The 24,139-nt window shown below is 60.6% G+C and carries 12 protein-coding genes; 8 read left to right on the top strand and 4 right to left on the bottom strand.

The window, feature by feature from the left end; translation table 11 throughout:
• Positions 1 to 418: 418 nt before the first annotated feature.
• Positions 419 to 3,328 (top strand): TonB-dependent receptor domain-containing protein, encoded by a 2,910-nt coding sequence (locus ACP7DW_RS08710; protein WP_426054519.1) that lies wholly within the window; start codon positions 419 to 421, stop codon positions 3,326 to 3,328.
• A gap of 191 nt (positions 3,329 to 3,519) precedes the next feature.
• Here the strand turns inward: ACP7DW_RS08710 and ACP7DW_RS08705 are convergent, their stop codons facing one another.
• Entirely contained in the window at positions 3,520 to 4,245 is a 726-nt protein-coding gene (locus ACP7DW_RS08705; protein WP_426054520.1) for a 16S rRNA (uracil(1498)-N(3))-methyltransferase, read from the bottom strand.
• Positions 4,246 to 4,431: 186 nt separating this feature from the next.
• Here ACP7DW_RS08705 and tkt point away from each other — a divergent pair, with 186 nt between their 5' ends.
• The 4 genes from tkt (at position 4,432) to ACP7DW_RS08685 (ending at position 13,032) form a co-directional block, all read left to right on the top strand.
• Positions 4,432 to 6,429: a transketolase gene (tkt, locus tag ACP7DW_RS08700; protein ID WP_426054521.1), complete on the top strand. Its 1,998-nt coding sequence runs from the start codon at positions 4,432 to 4,434 to the stop codon at positions 6,427 to 6,429.
• 76 nt (positions 6,430 to 6,505) lie between these two features.
• The gene (gene gap, locus ACP7DW_RS08695; RefSeq protein ID WP_071079192.1) at positions 6,506 to 7,516 is read left to right on the top strand and encodes a type I glyceraldehyde-3-phosphate dehydrogenase; all 1,011 of its coding nucleotides are present in this window, start codon (positions 6,506 to 6,508) and stop codon (positions 7,514 to 7,516) included.
• Positions 7,517 to 8,229: 713 nt separating this feature from the next.
• The gene (locus tag ACP7DW_RS08690) at positions 8,230 to 10,902 is read left to right on the top strand and encodes a TonB-dependent receptor (RefSeq protein ID WP_426054522.1); all 2,673 of its coding nucleotides are present in this window, start codon (positions 8,230 to 8,232) and stop codon (positions 10,900 to 10,902) included.
• Positions 10,903 to 11,025: 123 nt separating this feature from the next.
• On the top strand, positions 11,026 to 13,032 hold the full coding sequence (locus tag ACP7DW_RS08685) for a S9 family peptidase (RefSeq protein ID WP_426054523.1): 2,007 nt from the start codon (positions 11,026 to 11,028) through the stop codon (positions 13,030 to 13,032).
• A 53-nt stretch (positions 13,033 to 13,085) separates the two neighbouring features.
• Here the strand turns inward: ACP7DW_RS08685 and ACP7DW_RS08680 are convergent, their stop codons facing one another.
• The 3 genes from ACP7DW_RS08680 to glnE form a co-directional block, all read right to left on the bottom strand.
• On the bottom strand, positions 13,086 to 13,850 hold the full coding sequence (locus tag ACP7DW_RS08680; protein ID WP_071079191.1) for a YoaK family protein: 765 nt from the start codon (positions 13,848 to 13,850) through the stop codon (positions 13,086 to 13,088).
• 27 nt (positions 13,851 to 13,877) lie between these two features.
• Positions 13,878 to 14,354 (bottom strand): cache domain-containing protein, encoded by a 477-nt coding sequence (locus ACP7DW_RS08675; RefSeq protein WP_099760460.1) that lies wholly within the window; start codon positions 14,352 to 14,354, stop codon positions 13,878 to 13,880.
• 99 nt (positions 14,355 to 14,453) lie between these two features.
• On the bottom strand, positions 14,454 to 17,210 hold the full coding sequence (gene glnE, locus ACP7DW_RS08670; protein ID WP_426054524.1) for a bifunctional [glutamate--ammonia ligase]-adenylyl-L-tyrosine phosphorylase/[glutamate--ammonia-ligase] adenylyltransferase: 2,757 nt from the start codon (positions 17,208 to 17,210) through the stop codon (positions 14,454 to 14,456).
• Between the two features lie 261 nt (positions 17,211 to 17,471).
• Here glnE and ACP7DW_RS08665 point away from each other — a divergent pair, with 261 nt between their 5' ends.
• The 3 genes from ACP7DW_RS08665 to tldD all read left to right on the top strand — a co-directional run bounded on the left by ACP7DW_RS08665 (position 17,472) and on the right by tldD (position 23,995).
• Entirely contained in the window at positions 17,472 to 21,635 is a 4,164-nt protein-coding gene (locus tag ACP7DW_RS08665; protein ID WP_426054525.1) for a YhdP family protein, read from the top strand.
• 30 nt (positions 21,636 to 21,665) lie between these two features.
• Positions 21,666 to 22,466: a carbon-nitrogen hydrolase family protein gene (locus tag ACP7DW_RS08660; RefSeq protein ID WP_426054526.1), complete on the top strand. Its 801-nt coding sequence runs from the start codon at positions 21,666 to 21,668 to the stop codon at positions 22,464 to 22,466.
• Positions 22,467 to 22,534: 68 nt separating this feature from the next.
• Positions 22,535 to 23,995 (top strand): metalloprotease TldD, encoded by a 1,461-nt coding sequence (gene tldD / locus ACP7DW_RS08655; RefSeq protein ID WP_426054527.1) that lies wholly within the window; start codon positions 22,535 to 22,537, stop codon positions 23,993 to 23,995.
• Positions 23,996 to 24,139 lie beyond the last annotated feature (144 nt).

The raw sequence follows: 24,139 nt of genomic DNA, 5'->3' as shown, positions 1-24,139 counted from the left end.
GATTTTCCGTCAACGCTGGCGGCTTTTTTGGGGCCCGGCCAGCGCTGTGGCATATTTTCGGCATGCAATAACGGCGCACCAAGAAATAGCGGACAAAACACGCGGAAGCTCTGGTCGCACCACTCTGGTGCATATGCGTTTTTCAAGTAGTGTAGCAATATTTTTCGGGGATGCAAATTAAAACCCTGGCATCAAAAAAAGTGTTGTTTCTTGGACGAATTACTTTTTGAGTATTATTGACAGTGCAGCTTTGAAAATGGTTTGATGGCGTAATGTCGTAGCGACGACGCAAGCTCGCTCATAAAGCGATAAACGGCTGGATACATGGCCGACGGCGCCGGAAGAAAGACATTAAACATAATTTTGTAGTTACAAGAGCCTGACTAGATCAGTAGGTATAATTTTCATCGGAGAACTTATGCACCAACGTACCAAGATTGCAGTTGCAGTCGCAATGGCATTGAACTCGCTGACGGCTTTTGCCCAAGCGCAAGCTGCAGCTGAGGCGCCAACGCGCGTGGAAATTACCGGATCGCGGATCCGCCAGGTAGACCTGGAAACAGCGCAGCCTGTTCAGAAAATTACTGCTCAGCAAATTCAGGCGACAGGTCTGATCACCGTCGGCGATATCCTGAACCAAATGACATCGGCGGGTACGCCAGCCTTCAGCAAGGGCGCCGTCCTGACCTCGAACCGCGAACAAGGCGGTCAATACATCGACATGCGCAATCTGGGCGCTAACCGCCTGCTGGTGCTGGTCAATGGCAAGCGCTGGACGCAGTCGGTTGATGGCTACACCGACATGTCGACCGTGCCTGCCTCCATGATCGAGCGCATCGATATCCTGAAAGATGGCGCATCGTCGATCTACGGCTCCGATGCAATCGCCGGCGTGGTCAACATCATTCTGAAAAAACGCCTTGAAGGCGCCGAGATGAGCGTCTACAAGGGCATCAACGAAAAAGGCGACGGCAAGACCGAAGACTATTCGCTGTCGTATGGCGCAAATGCCGAAAAAGCCTCGATGATGTTTGGCATTTCGCATAGCAAGACTGAGCCAATATGGGCCAAGACGCGCGACATCACCTCGCAAAGCTACGGTACGGGCGACTTCTTCGGTCAGGGCTTTGGCGCCGCGCCATGGGGTCGCATCACGCCAGTTACTGCTGCCGGCACCAGCAATACCGTTGCTGCAAATGGCGGTTTCAATAAGATCTTGAACCATACCGGCAGCTTTGATGGTAGTGGCGTTGGCGCGGACTCGCGCAACCCGGCAAACTATCATACTTTCGCCAACTCGAATGACGACAAATACAACTCGTCGCAGCAGATGATGTTCCAGTCGCCGACCAAGCTGACCTCGATCTTTACCAAGGGTACGATCGAACTGCCAGGCGACTTGCGTTTCACGACGACGGCCATGTACGCCGAGCGCAGCTCGACGCGCCAGGTCGCTGGCTATCCGATGAACAGCCTGTCGCAGCCTAACTTTGGCGTGTATATCGACAAAGATAGCTATTTCAACCCATACGGCAACCAAGTCGCCGGTGCTGGCAAAGGCCAGGACCTGTTCTTCGCCCGCCGCACGACCGAGCAGCCGCGTATCACCGAAAACAACAACCAGACCTTGCACATCGATGCAACGCTGGAAGGTCAATTCACGCTGCGCGGCCTGCCATGGAACTGGAGCGCTGGCTACAACCACAATTCGCTCAAAGGCGAAAACCTGAGCACCGGCAACCTGAATCTGTTGAACCTGAAGAAAGCCCTGGGTCCATCGTTCATGAACGGCGCTGGCCAGGTACAGTGCGGTACGGCAGCGAGCCCGATTCCACTTTCGCAATGTACGCCTTTCAACATTCTGGGCGGCCCATCCGTGTCGAACCCGGAAGCCTGGAAATATGTTTCGGCTAACGGCCAAGGCACCTACGGCAGTACAGTCAACAGCATCACGGCGGATGTCTCTGGTGAACTGTTCACCTTGCCAGCTGGCGCGGTTGGCTTCGCTGGCGGTGTCGAGAAGCGCGACGTGCGCGGCTACGACCGTCCGGGCCAATTCGATCAGTCCGGTTATTCGACCGATCTGGCTGCGAACACGACCAAAGGCCGCTACTCGGTAAAAGAAGTTTACCTGGAAGCGAACATCCCTCTGCTGAAAGGTCAAAGTTTCGCCAAGCTGCTGTCGCTGGATCTGGCTTCGCGCTACTCCGACTATGACAATTTTGGTTCGACGACCAACAGCAAAGCCAGCGTCATGTGGAAACCAGTTGACGACTTGCTGGTCCGTGGTACCTGGGCTGAAGGCTTCCGCGCACCTGCGCTGGGCGATACCTTCGGTGGCGGTGGTCAAAGCTTCGACTCCTACCTCGACCCATGCGACAGCCGTTGGGGTCTGGCCGCACGCAACCCAGCCGTTGCTCAACGTTGCTCCGCCACCGGCGTACCGGCAGGCTACCGTCAGTTGGCACAATCCGGCGCTGCAGTACCAGCCGCTGGCGCACAATCGACCGTGCCTTTCCAAACCGGCGTGGGTAACGATACGCTGACGCCAGAAACGGCAAAAACCAAGACCTTGGGCTTCGTTTACAACCCCTCGTTCGTGCCAGGCCTGTCGGCTAGCCTGGACTGGTTCAAGATCAGCGTGAAAAACCAGATCTCTGGTTGGACCGCTGCTGAAGTCATCAGCAATTGCGTCGTTGAAGGTCTGCAGAAATACTGCGGCGATATTGTGCGTAACTCGACTGGCGCCATCACCGGCCTGTCGCGCGGCACGATCAACAAGGGTGAATTGTCGACCGAAGGTTTCGACATTGGCCTGGGCTACCGCCTGCCACGTACGGCATACGGTAACTTCGCTATTCGTACTGAATCGACTGTCCTGCGTTCGTTCAAGCAAAAAGCTAGCGCTACTACCGACTGGCAAGAGTATGCAGGCGAGTTTACCTATGCCCGTCTGAAGTCGAACATCAGCCTGGATTGGATGATGGGTAACTGGAGCTCGACCCTGACCGCGCGTTACACCAGCGGCGTGAAGGATCTGTGCCTGGATTCCGAACTCCAATGCTCGAATCCTGATGATCAAGGCGTCAGCTATGACGGCGGCGGCTACAACAAGCGTGGTTCGACCACCTACATCGACCTGAACGTGGCGTACAAAACGCCTTGGAAAGGCCAGATCTCGGTCGGCGCGAACAACCTGTTTGACCGCGCTCCACGCCTGATGTATGCAGCAACGAGCCAAGGCGTTGGTGTTTCGTCCTCGTCGGCCGTCGATCCTAACGCGCCTATCGACCGTTTCGTCTACGTGCGTTATAACCAGTCCTTCTAATTTCACGCTCCGCAAGGAGCATGGGATGAAGGTCTGAAAAAACCCGCCAGGTTCGCCTGGCGGGTTTTTTTTATGTGCGTAGGAGATATTGACTTGCGGAAACTTGTGGAGGACTGCGGTGCACAGGCGAGATGCGGCCGGTGGGTGGAGGGAGATACGCTGGCGCAAGCCCGCCGACGGCTGGCGTGTTTCTACATGCCGCCCCAGAGGGCGCCCAAGGTGGCCAGCGCCGTCAATCCCGCCGTTTCCGTGCGCAGGATGCGCGGCCCCATCGCCAGGTCGATGGCGCCAGCCGCGATGGCGGCTTTTTCTTCCGCTTCGGTAAAACCGCCTTCCGGCCCCACCATCACGGTGATCGCTTGCGGCGGCTGGTGACGCGCCCAGTCGGCCAGCGACTGCTCCGCGCGCGGCGTCAGGATGATGCGCTTATGCAGATCTTGCTGGCTGCTCCAGCTACTAAAATCCTGCAATGGCGCCAGCTGGGCCAGTCGGTTGCGTCCGCATTGTTCCGAAGCGGAAACGATGATGCCTTGCCAATGCGCGAGCTTTTTCTCGGCCCGCTCGCTCGACAAGCGCACCACGCAGCGCTGCGCCGCCAGCGGCACGATGCCCGCCGCGCCCAGTTCGATGGCTTTTTCGATGATCCAGTCCATTTTCGATGCTTCCGGCAGCGCCTGCGCCAGGGTCACGGCATACGGCAGTTCCGCTTCGCGCGCCACGTGCGCCTGTATTTCCGCCGTCACGCTGCGCTTGGCCACCGTTACCAGGCTGGCCTGCACTTCGCCGCCCTCGCCATTGAACAGGGTGATGACGTCGCCCGGCGTCAGGCGCACGACCTGGATATGGTGGGCGACCGCCTCCGGCAGGGAGACGGTGGCGCCGGCGACGAGCGGCTGGGGGCAGAAAAAACGCGGCATGCAAATCCTCAACGGGGGTAAGTGGGGTGGAAAGACGTCAAAGTATAGCCATTTGGCGGGCTAGTACGCCGCAATTCTAATTTGCAGCCCCCCAGTCTGGTAAAATAGTTGACTACAGAAAGCAGCCGGCTTCCCTGTCCGCGCTGTTGCAAACGAATCCCAAACTCGCGACTGACCCACACCATCATGACAACTACGCTCCCGACTACCAAAATGGCCAATGCGATCCGCGCACTGGCAATGGACGCTGTACAAAAGGCCAACTCTGGCCATCCAGGCATGCCGATGGGCATGGCCGAGATCGCAGTTGCCCTGTGGAGTGGTCACTATCGCCACAATCCCGCGAATCCAAAATGGCAGAACCGCGACCGTTTCCTGTTGTCGAACGGCCACGGCTCCATGCTGCACTACGCGCTGCTGCACCTGACGGGCTACGACCTGTCGATGGATGACATCAAGGCCTTCCGCCAGATGCATTCGAAAACCCCGGGCCACCCGGAAGTCGATGTCACGCCAGGCGTGGAAACGACCACTGGTCCGCTGGGCCAGGGCATCGCCAACGCCGTCGGCATGGCCCTGTCGGAGCAATTGCTGGCCGCTGAATTCAACAAGCCTGGCCACGACATCGTCAACCACTACACCTACGCCTTCGTTGGCGACGGTTGCCTGATGGAAGGTATTTCGCACGAAGTGTGCGCGCTGGCCGGCACCCTGGGCCTGAATAAACTGATCGCCCTGTACGATGACAACGGCATTTCCATCGACGGCAAAGTCGAAGGCTGGTTCACGGACGACACCCCGGCCCGCTTCGAAGCGTACGGCTGGAACGTCATCCGCGCTGTCGACGGTCACGACGTTGCCGCCGTGGCTGCCGCCATCGCCGCCGCCAAGACCGCCAGCAAGCCAACCCTGATCTGCTGCAAGACCATCATCGGCAAGGGTTCGCCGAACCTGCAAGGCGGCGACAAGGTCCACGGCGCCGCGCTGGGCGACAAGGAAATCGCTGCCGTGCGCGAATACATCGGCTGGGATGCCGCACCATTCGACATGCCGGCCGACGTGTACGCAGCCTGGGATGCGAAGCAACAGGGCGCCCTGCTGGAAGCGGACTGGAACGAGCGCTTCGCCGCGTACGGCCGTGAATTCCCGCAGCAAGCCGCTGAGCTGACCCGCCGCATGCAAGGCGAGTTGCCACAGGCATTCGAAGCGGCCCTGAGCGCCGCCATCGCTTCCTGCGTGGAAAAGAAAGAAAACATCGCCACCCGCAAGGCCAGCCAGAACGCCATCCAGGCGCTGGCGTCGTCGCTGCCGGAATTCCTCGGCGGCTCGGCCGACCTGACCGGTTCGAACCTGACCAACTGGAAAGAGTGCGTGGCCGTGCGTTCGGGCCAGCCTGGCAACCATATCAACTACGGCGTGCGCGAATTCGGCATGAGCGCCATCATGAACGGCATCACCTTGCACGGCGGCTACATCCCGTTCGGCGCCACGTTCCTGACGTTCTCCGACTACAGCCGCAATGCGCTGCGCATGGCCGCGCTGATGAAACTGCGTTCGATCTTCGTGTTCACCCACGATTCGATCGGCCTGGGCGAAGACGGCCCAACGCACCAATCGGTCGAGCACGTCTCGTCGATGCGTCTGATCCCGAACCTGGACAACTGGCGTCCATGCGACACCGTCGAGTCGGCTGCTGCCTGGGGCGCCGCCGTGCGCCGCAAGGATGGCCCGTCGACGCTGATCTTCTCGCGCCAGAACCTGCCATACCAAGAGCGTTCCAGCGAGCAAATTGAAAATATCTACCGCGGCGGCTATGTGCTGAACGACGTGGCGGACGCCAAGGCGATCCTGATCGCCACCGGTTCCGAAGTGGAACTGGCTGTCGCTGCCGCCAGCGCGCTGGCCTCGGAAGGCATCAACGTGCGCGTGGTATCGATGCCGTCGACCGACGTGTATGACCGCCAGGACGCCGCCTACAAGGCCAGCGTGCTGACCAAGGGCGTGCCGCGCGTGGCCATCGAAGCGGGCGTGACCAGCTTCTGGTACAAATACGTGGGCCTGGAAGGCGCCGTGGTCGGTATCGACACGTTCGGCGAATCGGCGCCTGCCGGCGTGCTGTTCAAGCATTTCGGTTTCACGGTCGAGAACGTTGTCGCCAAGGTGAAGGCCGTTATCGCCGGCTAATATTGATTTTTAACGGTCCTGGCGATGTGCTCGCCAGGGGCGTGCATGTACCTTCTTTTTTAATCAGGAGCAGAGTATGACGATCAAAGTTGCAATCAATGGCTACGGCCGCATCGGCCGTAATGTGTTGCGCGCTTTCTACGAAGGCGGCAAGAAACAGGACATCCAGATCGTTGCCATCAACGACCTGGGCGATGCCAAATCGAACGCCCACCTGACCCGCTACGACACCGCGCACGGCAAGTTCCCTGGCACGGTCACCGTCGAAGGCGACAACATGATCGTCAATGGCGATCCGATCCGCGTGTTTGCACAGCGCAATCCGGCTGAAATCCCATGGGGCGAGCTGGGCGTGGACGTCGTGCTGGAGTGCACGGGCTTCTTCACCACCAAAGAGAAAGCTTCGGCTCACTTGAAGGGCGGCGCGAAAAAAGTCATCATCTCGGCACCAGGCGGCAAGGACGTCGATGCGACCGTCGTGTTCGGCGTCAACCACTCGGTACTGAAATCGACCGACACCGTCATCTCGAACGCATCGTGCACCACCAACTGCCTGGCACCGCTGGTCAAGCCACTCAACGACGCCATCGGCATCGAAACGGGCCTGATGACCACCGTGCACGCCTACACCAACGATCAGGTGCTGTCCGACGTGATGCATGAAGACCTGCGCCGCGCCCGTTCGGCCACCATGAGCATGATCCCGACCAAGACGGGCGCTGCTGCCGCCGTTGGCCTGGTGCTGCCTGAGCTGAATGGCAAGCTGGACGGCTTCGCCATCCGCGTGCCGACCATCAACGTCTCGCTGGTCGACCTGACCTTCATCGCCAAGCGCGACACCACGGTGGAAGAAGTCAACGCGCTGATGAAAACCGCATCGGAAGGCGCCCTGGAAGGCATCCTGACGTACCAGACCGAACCACTGGTATCGATCGACTTCAACCATAACCCGGCTTCGTCGAACTTCGATTCGACCCTGACCAAGGTATCGGGCCGTCTGGTGAAAGTATCGTCGTGGTACGACAACGAGTGGGGGTTCTCGAACCGCATGCTCGACACCACCGTCGCACTGATGTCGGCCAAGTAATTCACCGAAATGCAGCAGTAAACGCACCCAGTGGGGTGCCAGACCGCCCTGTCTGACAGGGCGGTTTTTTTATGCGCGTTCGCTCTGTGCGGGCATCGCTAGTGTTTTACCGTTCCAATGGCATGTTTTTTTCGTGATTACTATTGGTTACATTTTTTCGCGTTACATGCCGGAAAAAAACCATCGCCCCATTCTGCCGCAGCGTCCTGCTGCCGCATCCCATCCCGCTTGCCTCGCAGACCGCCGTTGTCATTTTTGGTTGAAATAAAAGCCAGTTTTCCGGACGCTTACGTGATTCTGACAGGGATGTAAACAGCAAACTGGAAACTATTTATGCAGTTAAATTTAATTCTGTTTTTTCTATGAGTTTCGAATTTAGTGTCGCGTAATTTGTAGATTGCTATTTAATATTCCATCAAGTCGTTTTATGACAACATAAATTAATATTTGTAACAAAATGAAAAAACTTGCATGCATAATAAAGTTTCATGCAGACAACGCCTTGCCATGTTGGGATACGTATTGCTTGAAATATGTAATGCCGCTGACTGCTTGAATTTGAGTTGCAATAACAAAATTGACTATATAAAAACGCACAAAGGGAAGAGATGTTTATCAGAGAAAAAACTAGTGTGGTCTTGGTTCGCCTGGCACTCGGCGTAATTGCTGGTACCAGTTTGTTGACTCAAGTCGTTCATGCGCAGGAAGCGAGCATGGGATCTCAAGCCGCGCCGGCGAAGATCGCTGGCGAGGCCGAGAATACCCCGGTTCAAAAAGTCTACGTGACCGGTTCCAACGTGCGCCGCATTGCGCTGGAAACGGCTTCACCGGTGCAGATCATTACGCGTGAAGAGCTGACACGGGGCGGCGCGACGTCGCTCAATGAAGTGCTGCGTACGATTTCGTCGAACGTCGGCGGTGTTGACGAAAACCGCGCCAGCGGTTTTACCGCTGGCGCCGCCGGCCTGAACCTGCGCGGTTTCGGCAGCCAGGCAACCCTGACCCTGATCAATGGCCGCCGCCTGGCACCCTATGCGCAGCCTGAATTCCAGACCACGTTTGTCGACTTGAACTCGATTCCCGTCGGCGCAGTGGAACGTATTGAAATCCTGAAAGACGGCGCATCGGCCATTTACGGTTCGGAAGCCATGGCTGGCGTGGTCAACATCATTCTGCGCGACAGTTTTGAAGGCCTTGAAGTGAGCGGCTCGCTGGGCCAGTCCAGCCGTAGCGATGGCGAGCAGAAACGTGCCACCATCAGCTTTGGTAAGGGCAGCCTGGTCAAGGACCATTTCAATGCCTACGCGACTATCGACGTGCGTCAGCGCAAGCCGATGTACATGAGCAATCGCGACGATTACCTGAGCACGCAGGATCTGCGCGCGTATGGCTACAAGGATCGCCGCTCGCTGTACACCTATCCGGGTAACCTGTACTGGACCGACAAGACCAGCGGCACTTTCAAATCACAAACGATGGACAAGAACTGTCCGGCGGACCGTCTGGTGCCTGCCGATACCGTGCTCAACGCGGGTGCCTTGGGCCAGGCGTGCGTGTTCGACGATTACAAGGACAGCACGTATAACGTGGCCGGCAAGACCGACCGCGTCGGCATTACCAGCCGCATAACCTGGCAGCCGACCGCCAGCACCACGGTCTTCAGTGAGCTGATGTACAACCGCAACAAAGCTGTCGTCACGGGCAACTTGCATTTTGTCGCCGGTCAAAACAACGAAATCATCCCGGCACTGCCGATCACGCACCCGCAGTATCCCAAGGAGCTGATTGGCCCGGATGGCAAGACGCTTGCTGGCGGCAACGGCACCGTGCGCGTGCGTGCCAAACTGCGCGACTTCCCAGGCCAGGGAAAGGAAAATACCACCGATTTCGGCCGCTATCTGGTTGGCGTCAAAGGTGACTTCAAGAACTGGGATTGGGAAACGGCTGCCCTGTACACGAACAGTAAAGTGTCATCGCGCAACACCGCTGCCATCCTGACGACGCCTTTCCTGAATGCATACAAGAACGGCACCTTCATCTTTGGCGGCGGCGATGCCAACAAGGCCTTGTATGACTCGATCACGACGAGTTCCGTCAACGTCTTCAAGTCGAGCCTGGCACAGGTGGATGGCAAGATTTCGGGCGAACTGTTCAACTTGCCAGCCGGCGCCGTCGGCCTGGCCATCGGTACGGAATTCCGCCGTGAATCGCTGGATACGACTCCTGATCCACAGGCGGTGGCAGGCGAGATTTACCATCAGGCACAATTGCCACCAGGTTTCTCGAACAGCCGCAATATTTCTTCCATCTATGCGGAAGCGACCGTGCCTTTGCTGAAGACCGTGGAAGCCCAGTTGGCGGTGCGCCACGACCACTACTCTGACTATGGCAACTCGACCACGCCCAAGGTGGGGCTGAAATGGAGCGCGACGCCAACGTTCATGGTACGTGGTACGTATGCTGAAGGCTTCCGCGCGCCGACCCTGGTGGAAAACTCCACCGACGTGCGCAATGCCTTCGTGTCGATCCGCGATCCCTTCCGTTGCAACGCCAAATACAAATTGGGTTGCAACACGTCCAGCGCCTATCAAAGCGGCGCGAATCCGGAACTGAAGCCGGAAACGGCGAAGAGCTATACGCTGGGCCTGGCATGGGAACCGAGTTCTTCGTTCCTGGCGACGGTCGACTTGTGGCAGATCAAGCGGGTCAATGAAATCAGCACATACGATTTGACACAAGTACTGGCGAATCCAGATCGTTACGCTGGTGACCCGGCTGTCGCCATCGTCCGCGATCCCTTGACCGCCGCCGACAAGGCCGCTGGCGCCATGGCTGGTGAAGTGAGCAACATCAAGATGTTGCTGACCAATGTGGCTGTCACCAAGATTCGTGGCGTGGATCTGAAACTGGCTGGCCGCATCAACCTGGGTGAGTACGGTACGCTGCAGCCAACCTTGAATGTAAGTCACATGCAGTCCTACCTGAACGCTCCGTCGCCTAATGACGAACTGATTGAGTATGCAGGCACCCGTGGTACGCCATCCGTACAGGCGACTCTGGGTCTGGCCTGGAAAAAGGCGGCCTATGCCCTGTCGGCTGATACTGTATTTACCAGCAAGATGGCATCGGTAGGCGATCGTACGCAAGAATGCGTGCTGGCAACCGAAGGCTTCCCGGAACTGTGCAAGGGCATTCCATCGTTCACGGTGGTCAACTTGGGCGGCAGCTACAGCGGCTTCAAGAATACCAAGCTGAGCTTTGCGATCCAGAATGCCTTCGACCGCAAACCGCCTTTCCATCCGAACGACACGGCCAACTACTATGCGCCGCTGCATAGCGCGATGGGCCGTTACTTCCAGATCACGGCGGATTACAGCTTCAAGTAATCGCGCGTGATGAAAAAAGGCGCCGTGACCGTGAGGTGACGGCGCTTTTTTTATCCTGCTGGGCAAGCGGCGCATGATTGCCTAAAGGAAATTAATGTCATTGTTTTTATCGAGGAGACTGTCTTGAACCGACGCATCATTCCTGTCGTGCTTAGCACCTTGTTACTCAGTAGCGGCCTGTATAGCGCCAGCGTGCGCGCCGACGAATCCATTCCCATTGCCGAATTCTTCAAAAAGGCGGAATTCAGCGGCCGCCCCATCCTGTCGCCCGATGGCCAAAGCATGGCGGTGTTGACGCCGCGCAATGGCCGCTTCGTGCTGGCGGTCATCAATCTCGATACCCGGGCCTCGACCGTGGTGGCTTCCGATCCCGACTGGAACGTGGCTAATCCCATCTGGGTCAACAACAAGCGCCTGGTGTTCAGCATCAGCAAGGGCAGCGAAGAAGTACTGGAAAAGCAGACCGGTGGCGGTTTGTTCGCCGTCAACAGCGACGGCAGCGGCTTTCGCAAGCTGGTCATCAGCGTGAAGGAATCGATGAGCTCGGGTATGCCGTACAAGCCCGTGTCCGTGTTGCAGCGCGTGGGCGGCGATAGCAACGACTTGATCGTCGTCAACAATGAACGGGGCCGCGATGCCGACCTGGGCGCCAGCGATGTGTTCCGCCTGGATACGACAAACGGCCGCATGGCCTTGTTGACCTTTAATAACCCGGGTGCCGTCAGCGGCTGGGTGCTGGACCATAATAATGTGATCCGCGTGGCATCGGCCATGACGGTGGAAGAGGGCAGCAAGCGCATCGTGCAAAACGTGTACCTGCGCGATGACGAGACGGCGCCATGGAAAGCGATCTACAAGGCGTATCTGGATGAAGGCAAGGAAATGAATCCGCTGGGGTTTGATTTCGATAACAAGACCCTGTTCGTGGCGGGACGTTTCAATGGCCGCGACAAGGCCGGCGTGCATATCTGGAACAGTGCCAACAATACGGCGGGCGAGCTGATCGCCGAGCATGCGGAAGTCGACATCGCGGGCGGCCTGGTCTTTGACGAAGCGCGCAAGAAGGTGGTGGGCGTGGCCGTCAACGGCATGAAGCCGGAAATGTATTATTTTGATGAAGACTATGCGCGCCTGCAAGCTTCGCTTGACGCCAGTCTGCCTGGCGAACACGTGGAATTCCAGTGGCGCGGCAACCGCGCCGTCGTTGTCACCACCGGCGTCAACAATGTGGGCAAGCTGTATTACTTCGATACGTTGAAGAAGGTGTTGGAGCCGCTGTACAGCGTCAAGCCCTCACTGGAAGGCAAGAAGCTTTCTGAGCAGACCGTCATCCACTACAAGGCGCGCGATGGCCTGACCATCCCGGCTTACCTGACCTTGCCGGAAGGGCGCACGCCCAAGGCCCTGCCCCTGGTGGCGTACATTCACGGTGGTCCGCATGCGCGCGACAGCTTTGGCTACGATCCGATCACGCAGATGCTGGCCTCGCGCGGCTTTGCCGTGATGCAGCCGCAATTCCGCATGTCGACCGGTTTGGGCTGGAAACACCATACGGCGGGCTGGAAGCAATGGGGCCTGGCGATGCAGGACGATATCACGGACGGTATCGAGGAACTGGTCAAGCAGGGCGTGGTCGACCGCAACCGCGTCTGTATCATTGGCGCCAGCTACGGCGGCTATGCCACCATGTACGGCCTGGTGAAAAATCCCGACCTGTACAAATGCGGCATCAACTGGGTGGGCGTGACGGACGTGAAAATGTTGTTCACCGTCAACTGGTCCGATGTATCGGGCCCGGTGATGGATAACATCGGCACGAAAATGCACGGCGATCCGAAGACCGACGAGGCCTATTTCCGTAAGGTATCGGCGATCGATCATGCGGACAAGATCAAGGCGCCCGTGCTGATGGCCTACGGCAGTGAAGACCGCCGCGTGCCCCTGATCCATGGCGAGAAAATGCGCGACCAGTTACTCAAGCAGGGCAATGCGGTCGAATGGATGGTGATGACAGGCGAGGGCCATGGTTGGTCCAAGGAAAGCAACAATATCAAGTGGGGCGAAGCCGTGTACAGCTTCATTAACCGCTATATTGGTCCGGCTGCCGACAACAAGACCGCGCAGCAGTAATTCAGCGTAGCGAGGTGATGCCGTCCAGACCTGGTCTGGACGGCATTTTGCCTTCATAAGCGGCGCCGGTAGAAGCGCCACAGCACGCGCAAGTCGCGCAGCACGGGCACGCCGGACAGCAGGGTCAGCACGCCGGCGAGCAGGATGGTGGCGGCCGGAAAGCCGATGTGCTTGAAGGCCAGGGCGCCGCTGACGCCGCCGATGAAAAAGCAGCTGATCAAGAGACTGTGCGTTCTCAGCTTGCCGCGGTTGACCTTGACCATCCGGTCCGGCAGGTGGCGCCGGTTGTAATACGCCATCTTGCCCAGTTCGATGCCGATATCGGTGGACAGGCCCGTCACGTGCGTGGTGCGGATGACGGCGCCCGAAATCTTGGTGATGATGGCGTTTTGCAAGCCCATGACAAAGCACAACAGCAAGATGGTGACGGGGCCCAGCACGTCGGGCATGGTGGCCAGATAATTGCCCGTCAGGCCGAACAGCAATAACAGGGCCGCTTCCAGCAGCAGGCTGGCGGCAAACTGGCTGTGCAGCCGGCGCCGCTTGCCCCAGTTCACCATGATGGCGGTCACGGCCGCACCGCTGACAAAGGCCAGCCAGGCGCCCAGCGCGGCCAGGGCCAGCGTGATATTGCCCAGCGCCAGGTCATCGGCCATGCCGGAAACGATGCCCGTCATGTGCGAAGTATAGCCGCCGATGGCGAGAAAGCCGCCCGCATTCACGGCGCCTGCCACCAGCGCCAGCACGCAACCGAGCTGCAGGTTGGCTTGCGTATCGCGTGCCGATCCGCTCAGGCGGGACAGGTAATGGAGCGGCATGCGGGCGTGGTTTCCTCTTTCCCTGGCTTATTTATAGATGCCGGAACCGACGATCATATTGTCGACCCGTTCGATGTAGCCGGATTTTTGCTCGACCACCTTGGTCAGCGGATTGGGCCACTTGAAGTCTACCCAGCCCCGTCCGGCCGGCGTATTGGCCGTGGTGATCAGCGACTTGACGATGGCTTTGCCCTCATTGTCCTTCAGGTCGATCAGGTTCTTGCCGACCATCTTGGGATTGTTGCCGTGCGCCAGGGTGACACCATTCATGTCGTACACATAAATATACAGGTCGCGGTCATGAAAGCTGGTGTTGGCGGGATCGGCAATGGCGGCAAAGGCCTTTTCCTTGCCATCGGCCTTGATCATGGCCACGGCGCGCTTGGTCATGGCGATGGCTTCATCCGCGCTGCCCTTGGGGGCTGCCCATGCCGCTGCCGGCATGGCGCAGAGGATGAAACTGGCAACGAGGGCGTGGATGCCCGTTTTTACACTCGTCTTCATACGCTGTCTCCTGGGATGATAGGCAACCCCGGCGCGGCCTGTTGTACGGCCCTACTGGGAAATGGAATTGCCTGTACGTATCATACGCCGCCGCCGGGCTTATGCAATCGCTGCGGGAAAGATCGTGTGCCACAGGCGCATCACGTTGTCCGCATGCACGCGCACTCTTTCCGGCTCCACCCGGGCCAGGTCGTGGCCCTGCAGGCGCAACTGGTGCTGCAGCTTGCGCAGCGCGCGGTAGGCGTCGGCCACCAGAGCGGCCAGCTGCGCGTCGATCAGCCCCAGTTCGCCGCACAGGCGCAGCAGGGCGATATTGCCCGAGTTGGCCGTCAGCTGCGGATACTGCGCCGCATGCTGCAGCACCAGGTATTGCACCATGAACTCGATGTCGATCATGCCGCCCGGATCCTGTTTCAAATCAAAGCTGCCCGGGCGGGGCGGGTGGGCGTCCAGCATTTTCTTGCGCATGGCCACCACTTCGCCCTTGAGCGGGCCGTTTTCCGGGCGCTCCTTGCGCAAGATCGTGTCGCGGATGCGTTCGAAGTGCTTGCCGATGGCGACGTCGCCGGCGCAGAAGCGCGCGCGCGTGAGCGCCTGGTGCTCCCACACCCAGGCCGCGCTGCCCTGGTAGCGCTCGAATGCCTGCACGCTGGAAACCAGCATGCCCGAGGCGCCATCGGGGCGCAGGGCAATATCGATGTCGAACAGGATGCCGGCCGAGGTGTGCGAGGTCATCCAGGTGATGAAGCGCTGCGCCAGCTTGGCGTACAGGCCGGGCGCGTCCTGGTCGTCGTCGTCGAACAGGAAGATGACGTCCAGGTCGGAGACGTAACCGAGTTCCTTGCCGCCCAGCTTGCCATATGCGATGACGGCGAATTTCGGCACCTCGCGGTGGCGCGTCGGTAACGTTTGCCACACGGCTTGCACGGTGGCGGCGACGATGATGTCGGCCAGCTGCGACAGGTAGTCGGCCAGCTTTTCCACGCTCAGGTCGCCCGCCAGGTCTTGCGCCAGGCACTGGAACAGCTGCGCATGGTGTGTTTCGCGCAGGATATCCATTTGCCGCTCCGTGTCGCCGGGCGCGTCGTCGAGCTGGCGCTGCAGGTCCAGCGCCAGCGCGTTTGGATCGGGCACCGTGTTGCGGATGCGCTCATCCAATAGTTCGTCGAGCAGGATAGGATGTTGCGTGAGGAAGGTGGCGGCCCAGCCGCTGGCGCACACCATGCGCACGACGCGCTCGAGCGTATGGGGATATTCCGTCAGCAGCGACAAATAGGCCGAGCGGCGCGCGATGGCTTCCAGAAAGTCCAGCAGGCGGCCCAGGGTGGCCAGCTGGCTGGCGTTACCATTGGAAACGGAGCAATCGGTGATCAGGGGCAGGGCGGAATTGACGAGAGCCACCAAACGCGTGCGGCTCGCCTCAGGCAACGATTGCAGCCGCGGCGCCTGCCACGTGGCCAGCAAACGGCGTGCGCAGGCGGCCGGTTCGTGGAAACCGAGGGCGGCGAAGCGCGCCTCGATGGCTTCCTGCTGGTCCGAGGCGGCGCAGTCGTTCGACGTCTGCGGGTCGATGCCCGTGTCGGCCGGCGGCACGCCGCTGCTCTTGTCGCTGAACATCTCGTCGAACTGGCCGGCGACAAACACGCGGTGCGCTTCGAGCTGGGCCAGCAGGGTAGGCGTGTCGGGCAAGCCCATCATCTGCGCCACCACCAGGCGGTCGGCCTCGTTGGCGGGCAGGGTATGGGTTTGCGCATCGTCCAGGTATTGCAGCCGGTGTTCCAGGTTGCGCAGGAAAGTGTAGGAACCGAGCAACTGTTCCACGATGGCCGGTTCCAGCAAGCCCTTGTCGGCCACCGTGCGCAGGGTGGCGCGCGTGGAACGTTCGCGCAGCTCCGCGTCGCGCCCGCCGCGTATCAATTGAAACACTTGCGCGAGGAATTCGATTTCGCGGATGCCGCCGCGGCCCAGCTTGACGTTGTTGCTGCGGTCCGGGTGCAGCCGCTCCTGGCGGTTGACCTCGGCGCGGATCTGGCCGTGCATGGTGCGGATGGCATCGATGACGCCGAAATCGAGGTAGCGGCGGAAGACAAACGGGCGCACGATGGCGTCGAGCGAGGCGATATCTTCCGGCTTGCCCGTCACGGCGCGCGCCTTGACCCAGGCGTAGCGTTCCCATTCGCGGCCCTGCACGATCAGGTATTGCTCCACCATGCCGAGGCTGGCGGCCAGCGGACCCGAGTTGCCGTTCGGACGCAAGGCCATGTCGACGCGGAAAGTAAAACCGTCTTGCGTGATTTCGGCCAGGGCGGCGATCAGCTTCTTGCCCATGCGAATGAAAAACTCGTGATTCGACAGGCTGCGCTGGCCCGGCTGGGTAGCTTGCGTGTCGCCATCTTCCGGGTAGACAAAGATCAGGTCGATGTCCGACGAGACATTCAGCTCGCCGCCGCCCTGCTTGCCCATCGCCAGCACCATCAATGCCTGTTCCTCGCCCGATTCCTCGCCGACGGGCATGCCGTGCAAGGCCACCATCTCGGCCATGATGGCGTCCACATGCGTGCGGATGGCGAAATCGGCAAAGCCCGTCATGGCCGTGACGACTTCGTTCAAGTCGGCCTGGCCGCAAAGATCGCGCTCGATCAGGCCGCACACGAGCAGGTTGCGCAGGCGGCGCATGGCCCGCTCGGCCGGCAGCGGCGGCGTGGCGGCGTTCGCCTGCTCGGCCAGCGCGGCGGCAAAATCGAGCCCACCCAGCGGTGCGCGCACCAGTTGCGTTATCTGCGCGGCGCGCTCGGGGGCGGCGCTCAGCCAGCGCTGGTAAAAACGGGAGGCGGAGATCAAAGGCTGTGTGCTCATGGTGTCGGTAAGGGTCTCGTGAATGCTGCGTGCATGGTTCTTGTTTAACTTGGCTGTGAACGGCGGGGGATGCGGTAAAATTGTGCCGCTGGCGCGAATGCCGCCGGCAGTGCATGCTCTTCCGGACGATGGTAAGGGAGGCTTTGCTCAGAAGCAAGCGCAAGGATGCAGGCGCGCACCACGAATGCAGACGATTTTTGCCATTATTTGACGCCGGGCCAGTTTATTAGCTTATTGATGCAAAAACCGCCAGAAGCAAGCGTGACAGAACATGTGCCATTGGCCTTGCGCTGGCAGCGGCTGCGTGCCGCCTATCGCATGGCCAATCTGGCCACCCACCATGTGTTGGGTTTTACCATCAAACTGGTGCTGCTGGCGTATTTCGCCTTCGCCGTGCTGTTTTTGTTCCTGCGCTACGCCATCCTGCCGAATATCGATTACTACAAGGGCGATATCGAGCGGGCGGCCAGCCGCGCGCTGGGCAACCCTGTCAGTATCGCGCGTATTTATGCCTCCTGGCATGGCGTGCGGCCGAATCTCTTCCTCGGCGACGTGAGCCTGCGCGACAAGACGGGCCGCCAGGCGCTGAGCCTGCCGAGCGTCTCGGCCACCGTGTCATGGTGGAGCGTGCTCGGTTCCGTGCGCTTCGATACGCTGGAAATCACGCGGCCCGACCTGGATGTACGGCGCAGCAAGGATGGCAAGCTGTATGTGGCCGGCGTGCTGGTCGACAGCACGCAAGGCAGCGATGGCAAGGGTGCCGACTGGCTGCTGTCGCAGCATGAGATCATCATTCGCGACGGCAAGGTGCGCTGGACCGACGAAGCGCGCGGCACGCCGGAGCTGGCTTTAACCCAGGTCAACTTGCTGCTGCGCAACCACTGGCGCAGCCACCGGCTGGGCTTGCAGGCCACCCCGCCTGCCAGCCTGGCCGCCCCTGTCGATGTGCGCGCTCACTTCAGTCATCCCCCTTTCAGCACGCGCATCTCGGATGTGTCGATGTGGAAGGGCGAGTTGTACGCCGACCTGAAAAACGCCGACCTGGCCGCCTGGCGCCGCTATCTCGACTATCCGTTTGAATTAAGCCAAGGCAAGGGCGCCCTGCGCGCCTGGCTGAGCCTGGATCACGCGCGCCTTGCCGGCTTCACGGCCGATGTGGGTCTGACGGATGTGCAGGCGCAGCTGGGCGAGCATATCGCGCCGCTCGACTTGCTGTCGGTCAGCGGGCGCATTTCGGCAAAGGAAGAGCTGTCGGCGCAGGTGCCGGACGGCAAACCCACCTTCGGCGCGAATGGGCACCAGGTCGAGTTGACGAATTTCGCGGTGGAAACGCGCGATGGCCTCAGCTTGCCGCCCACGACCCTGTCCGAACGCTACATTGCTGCCACCAGACGCAAGCTGGCGCGCACGGAAATCACGGCCAAGTCACTCGATTTGCACACCCTGGCCGCGCTGGCCGACAAGCTGCCGCTGGGCGAGCAGCAGCGCCAGCGCCTCGACGCCCTGGCGCCGCGCGGGCGTTTGCAGGATTTTTCAGCGCAATGGGAAGGCGAGATGGCCACGCCCGCCAGCTACCGTTTGCGCGGCAAGCTCATCGATCTTGGCCTGAATGCGCAGCCGGCGCGCCTGGCCGTGGCGAAGACGGCGAGCAGCCCTGCACAGGCAGCAGCACCGGCCATTCCCGGCTTCGACCACCTGACCGGCAGCATCGACGCCAATGACAAGGGCGGCAGCATTGCCATCGACGCGCAAGACCTGGTGTTGCAGTTGCCCACCTACCTGAGCGAGCCGGCCTTGCCGTTCGAACAATTCGCCATGCAGGCGCGCTGGACCTTTGAAGCGGGCAATATGCTGCAAGTCGGGCTGGACAAGCTGGACTTCGATCAGCAAGGCTTGCGCGTCGCCCTGCAAGGCACGCACCGTATGCCGCTCGACGGCAAGAATCTGGGCCAGGTCGATTTGACGGGCACGATCGACAATTTCCAGATCAACACCATCGGCCGCTATCTGCCGCTGCAAACGCCCGAGCACCTGCGCCACTGGCTGACGGGCGCGCTGGAAGGCGGCGTGGCGCGCGATGTCAGCCTGCGCCTGCGCGGCGAACTCGAGCATTTCCCCTTCAAGGGGGATACGCCGGCCCAGCGCAACCGTGGCGACTTCCGCGTGGCCGGCAAGCTCGAGAACGGCATCCTCAATTATGCACCGGGCGAATTTGCGGAAAACGGCCCGCTGGCGGGCAAGGCGCCGTTGTGGCCGCAGGCGGAAAAAATCAAGGGCAGCTTTATTTTCGAGCGCGCACGCATGGAAATTCGCGGCGACACGGCTACCACGGGCGGCGTGGCTTTGACGAATGTCAAAGCCGTGATCCCCGACCTGACCGTGTTCGACACCTTGCTCGATATCGAGGGCAACGCGGCCGGCCCGATGCAGGAATTTCTCAAGTACGTGACGGCCAGTCCCGTGCTGGGCTGGATCGAGCATTTCACGGATGAAACGACGGCGACGGGCAACGCCAGGCTGGCCCTCAAATTGCACTTGCCGATCGAGCGCATGCTCGAGGCGACGGTGCAGGGCAGCTTGCAGCTGGCGGGCAATGACGTGGTGCTGTTCCACGACATGCCGCCCGTGCTGGGCACGCAGGGCAAGATCGAATTCAACGAAAAGGGCGTCAACCTGAATGGCTTGAATGGCAGCCTGCTGGGCGGCCCGCTGGCCATCTCGGGCGGCACGCAGGCGGACAATTCCATCCAGGTGAAAATTGCCGGCAACATGACCATCGACGGCTTGCGCAAGACGTACCCGGCGCCCGTGTTGCAGCGCCTGGCGAAACATTTGAATGGCGGCGCACGCTACAGCGGCCTGATCACGGCGCGCGACCACCAGGTGGTGGTCAATGTCGAGTCACCGCTGACGGGACTGGGCCTGGATTTCCCCGCGCCACTGAAAAAGGCAAGCGGCGACAGCCTGCCCGTGAAATTCACCCTGACGGGCAATGCGGCGAACGGCGCCGGCCTGCGCACGGACGATATCCGCATCGCGCTGGGCGCTGGCATCGCCGCGCGTTACCAGCGCCAGAAGCAGGGCAAGGATGCCTGGCGCCTGGTGCGCGGCGGCATCGGCGTGAACGTGCCGGCGCCGGAACCGGACAGCGGCATGATGCTCAACGTGAATATGAAAACCCTGGACGTGGACAGCTGGATCGCCGTCGGCGGTGAAATCGCCGGCAACGCCACGGCGCCAGCCGATGCCGGTGGCAACGCCGACGACGCACCCGATATCGCGCAATATGTGGTGCCGGACATGATGGCGGCGCGCGCCAGCGAACTGATGCTGGGCGAGCGCAAGCTGGAAAACGTGGTCGTGGGCGCCACGCATCAAAAGGATGTGTGGCAAGCCAATATTGACGCGAAACAAGTGTCGGGCTATGTGACGTGGCTGGAAACGCCGTCCGGCCTGGGCAAGATGACGGCGCGCCTGTCGTCGCTGATCATTCCGGAATCGGCCGCCAACGATGTGAAGAGTTTGCTGGAAGGCAAGAGCGGCGCGCAGTCGATCCCCTCGCTCGATATCGTCGCCGAACAATTTGAACTGTTCAACAAGAAGATCGGCCGGCTGGAGTTGCAGGCCTATAACACCATGGCGGCGGGCGGGCGCGAGTGGCGCGTGGGCAAGCTGCAATTGTCGAATCCCGATGGTGCGCTGAGCGGCAATGGCAAATGGGTCATCAAGGATGGGCAAAGCACGACCAGCCTGCGTTTCGGCCTCGATATCGTCGATGCGGGCAAGTTGCTCGACCGCTTCGGCTTTGCCGATACGGTGCGTCGCGGCAAGGGCCGCCTGAGCGGCGACATCGCCTGGAACGGCTTGCCGTATTCGCTCGACATTCCCACCCTGTCGGGACAGATCGAGATGAACGTGGAATCGGGCCAGTTCTTGAAGCAGGATCCGGGCGCGGCCAAGCTGTTGGGCGTGCTCAGCCTGCAAGCCTTGCCCCGCTTGCTGAAACTCGATTTCCACGATGTGTTTTCCGAAGGCCTGGCCTTCGACGGCATCACGGCCAACGCCAGCATCAAGCGCGGCGTGGTGACTACCGACAACCTCAAGATGCATGGCGTGGCGGCTACCGTGCTGATGGATGGCAAGGCCGACATCGCCAATGAAACGACGAATTTGCACGTGGTGGTGATCCCCGAATTTAACCTGGGCACGGGGCCGCTCGTGTATGCGCTGGCCGTCAACCCCGTCATCGGCCTCGGTAGTTTCCTGGCGCAATTGTTCCTGCGTGCCCCCGTGATGAAGGCGCTCACCTATCACATGCAGATTGCCGGCCCGTGGAAGTCGCCCGTCGTGACCAAGCTCGATGGTGGTAAATTGGAGCCTGTCGCCGTGCCTGCCGCCGCGGCCGGGGAGGCGGTGGCGAAATAGGCGAGGCGTTCGAATGGAAAAGAGGTGGCAATGATGCATACAGTCGCAGCAGTACAAATGATTTCTTCGCCGTCCGTGGCAGACAACCTGGCCACGGCGCGGCGTCTGGTGGCACAGGCCGCCGCCGCTGGCGCGCAATTGGTGGTGTTGCCCGAATACTGGGCCATCATGGGCCAGCAGGAAACGGACAAGCTGGCCCATGCGGAACAGCCCGGCAGCGGACCGATCCAGGATGGCATGGCGCAGATGGCGCGCCAGCACGGCATCTGGCTGATCGGCGGCACCTTGCCCCTGATTTCCGGCGAGGAGGGCAAGGTCTTGAATACCACGCTGGTGTACGACCCGCAGGGCGAGCCGGCCGGCCGCTACGACAAGATTCACCTGTTCGGTTTTACGCGCGGCACCGAGTCGTACAATGAATCGCGCACCATCGTGCCCGGTGCGCAAGTGCGCGCGATCGAGACGCCGTTCGGCCGCGTCGGCCTGTCCATCTGCTATGACTTGCGCTTTCCCGAGCTGTACCGCGCCATGGGCGATTGCGCGCTGATCGTCGTGCCGGCCGCATTTACCCATACGACGGGCAGCGCCCACTGGGAAGTGCTGTTGCGCGCGCGCGCCATCGAAAACCAGTGCTATGTGCTGGCCTCGGCGCAGGGCGGCTTGCATCCGAACGGCCGGCGTACCTGGGGCCACAGCATGCTGATCGACCCGTGGGGCGAAGTGAAAGTCGTGTTGCCCGAAGGCGAGGGTGTGGTCAGCGGCGAGATCGACCTGGAGTTTTTGGCCGGCGTGCGCGAATCGCTGCCGGCCCTGGCGCATCGCACTATGTGAGGAGGACTTGACATAAGTTGCTGTCAGGTACTGAGAATGAGTTGAATATAATTAGCGAGTGCAAAGCTATGAAGCCATTTGAACCTAATCTGTCCAGCCTGGCCGTGGCGCGCGAGATCCTGCTCACGCCGTTTGGCCTGGACGAAGACAAGCTGCTCAAAGCCCTGGGCACGATGTTTACGCACAAGGTCGACTATGCCGACCTGTATTTCCAGTCGACCAGGAGCGAAGGCTGGAGCCTGGAAGAGGGCATCGTCAAGACGGGCAGTTTTTCCATCGACCAGGGTGTGGGCGTGCGCGCCGTGTCCGGCGACAAGACGGCCTTTGCGTATTCCGACGATATTTCCGAGCGGGCCTTGCTGGAAGCGGCAGCGGCCACGCGCACGATTGCGCGCGCGGGCGCCGGCAGAGTCAAGATCGCGGGCCAGATGCGGGCGCAGGGCGGGCGCTCCTTGTACCTGCCCAATGATCCGCTCGCCTCGCTGGATGCCACGGCCAAGGTGCAATTGCTCGAGCGCGTGGAAAAGATGGCGCGGGCGAAAGACCCCAGAGTCGTGCAGGTGATGGCGGGCCTGGCCGGCGAGTACGACGTGGTGCTGGTGCTGCGCAGCGACGGCGTGCTGGCGGCCGACATCCGCCCGCTGGTGCGCGTCTCGCTCACCGTGATCGCGGAACAGCATGGCCGCCGCGAAACGGGCTCGGCTGGTGGCGGCGGGCGTTACAGCTATGACTATTTCAGTGATGCCGTGCTGGAACAATATGCGGCAGACGCCGTCAACTCGGCCTTGGTGAACCTGGAAGCGCGCCCCGCGCCCGCCGGCCCCATGACCATCGTGCTGGGACCGGGCTGGCCCGGCATCCTGTTGCACGAGGCGATTGGCCATGGCCTGGAAGGCGATTTCAACCGCAAGGGTTCGTCCGCGTTTTCCGGATGCATCGGCGAGCGCGTGGCGGCCAAGGGCGTCACGGTGGTCGACGACGGCACCCTGGCTGGCCGGCGCGGCTCCCTGAATATCGACGACGAGGGCAACCCGACGCAGTGCACGACCCTGATCGAGGATGGCATCCTGAAGGGTTACATCCAGGACACGATGAATGCGCGCCTGATGAAGATGCCCGTGACGGGCAATGCGCGCCGCGAATCGTTCGCCCACCTGCCCATGCCGCGCATGACGAACACGTATATGCTGGGCGGCGACAAGGACCCGGGCGAGATTCTCGCTTCCGTGAAAAATGGTTTGTATGCCGTCAACTTTGGCGGCGGTCAGGTCGACATTACCAACGGCAAGTTCGTCTTCTCGGCCAGCGAAGCGTACATGATCGAAAACGGCAAACTCAGCTATCCGGTGAAGGGCGCCACCCTGATCGGCAATGGCCCGGACGTGCTCAACCGCGTTTCGATGATCGGCAACGACATGCGCCTCGATTCGGGCGTGGGCGTGTGCGGCAAGGAAGGGCAGAGCGTACCCGTGGGCGTGGGGCAGCCGACCCTGCGCCTCGACGGCATCACCGTCGGCGGCACAGCCTGATTTTTTGGATACTGCGCGGCCAACACGGTTGTCGGATTACGCCCTCCGGGCTAATTCGACCTACTTTTTTCTGACATGGCGCGCGCGTAGGTCGGGTTAGCGCAAGGCGCGTAACCCGACACCACCATCACGCCAACACCACCG

The sequence above is a fragment of the Janthinobacterium sp. PSRC1-1 genome, assembly GCF_049897525.1.
Lineage (GTDB): Bacteria > Pseudomonadota > Gammaproteobacteria > Burkholderiales > Burkholderiaceae_D > Janthinobacterium > Janthinobacterium tructae.
The sequence above is the reverse complement of the archived record's forward strand: the minus strand, read 5'-3'. Positions and strand labels throughout refer to the sequence as shown.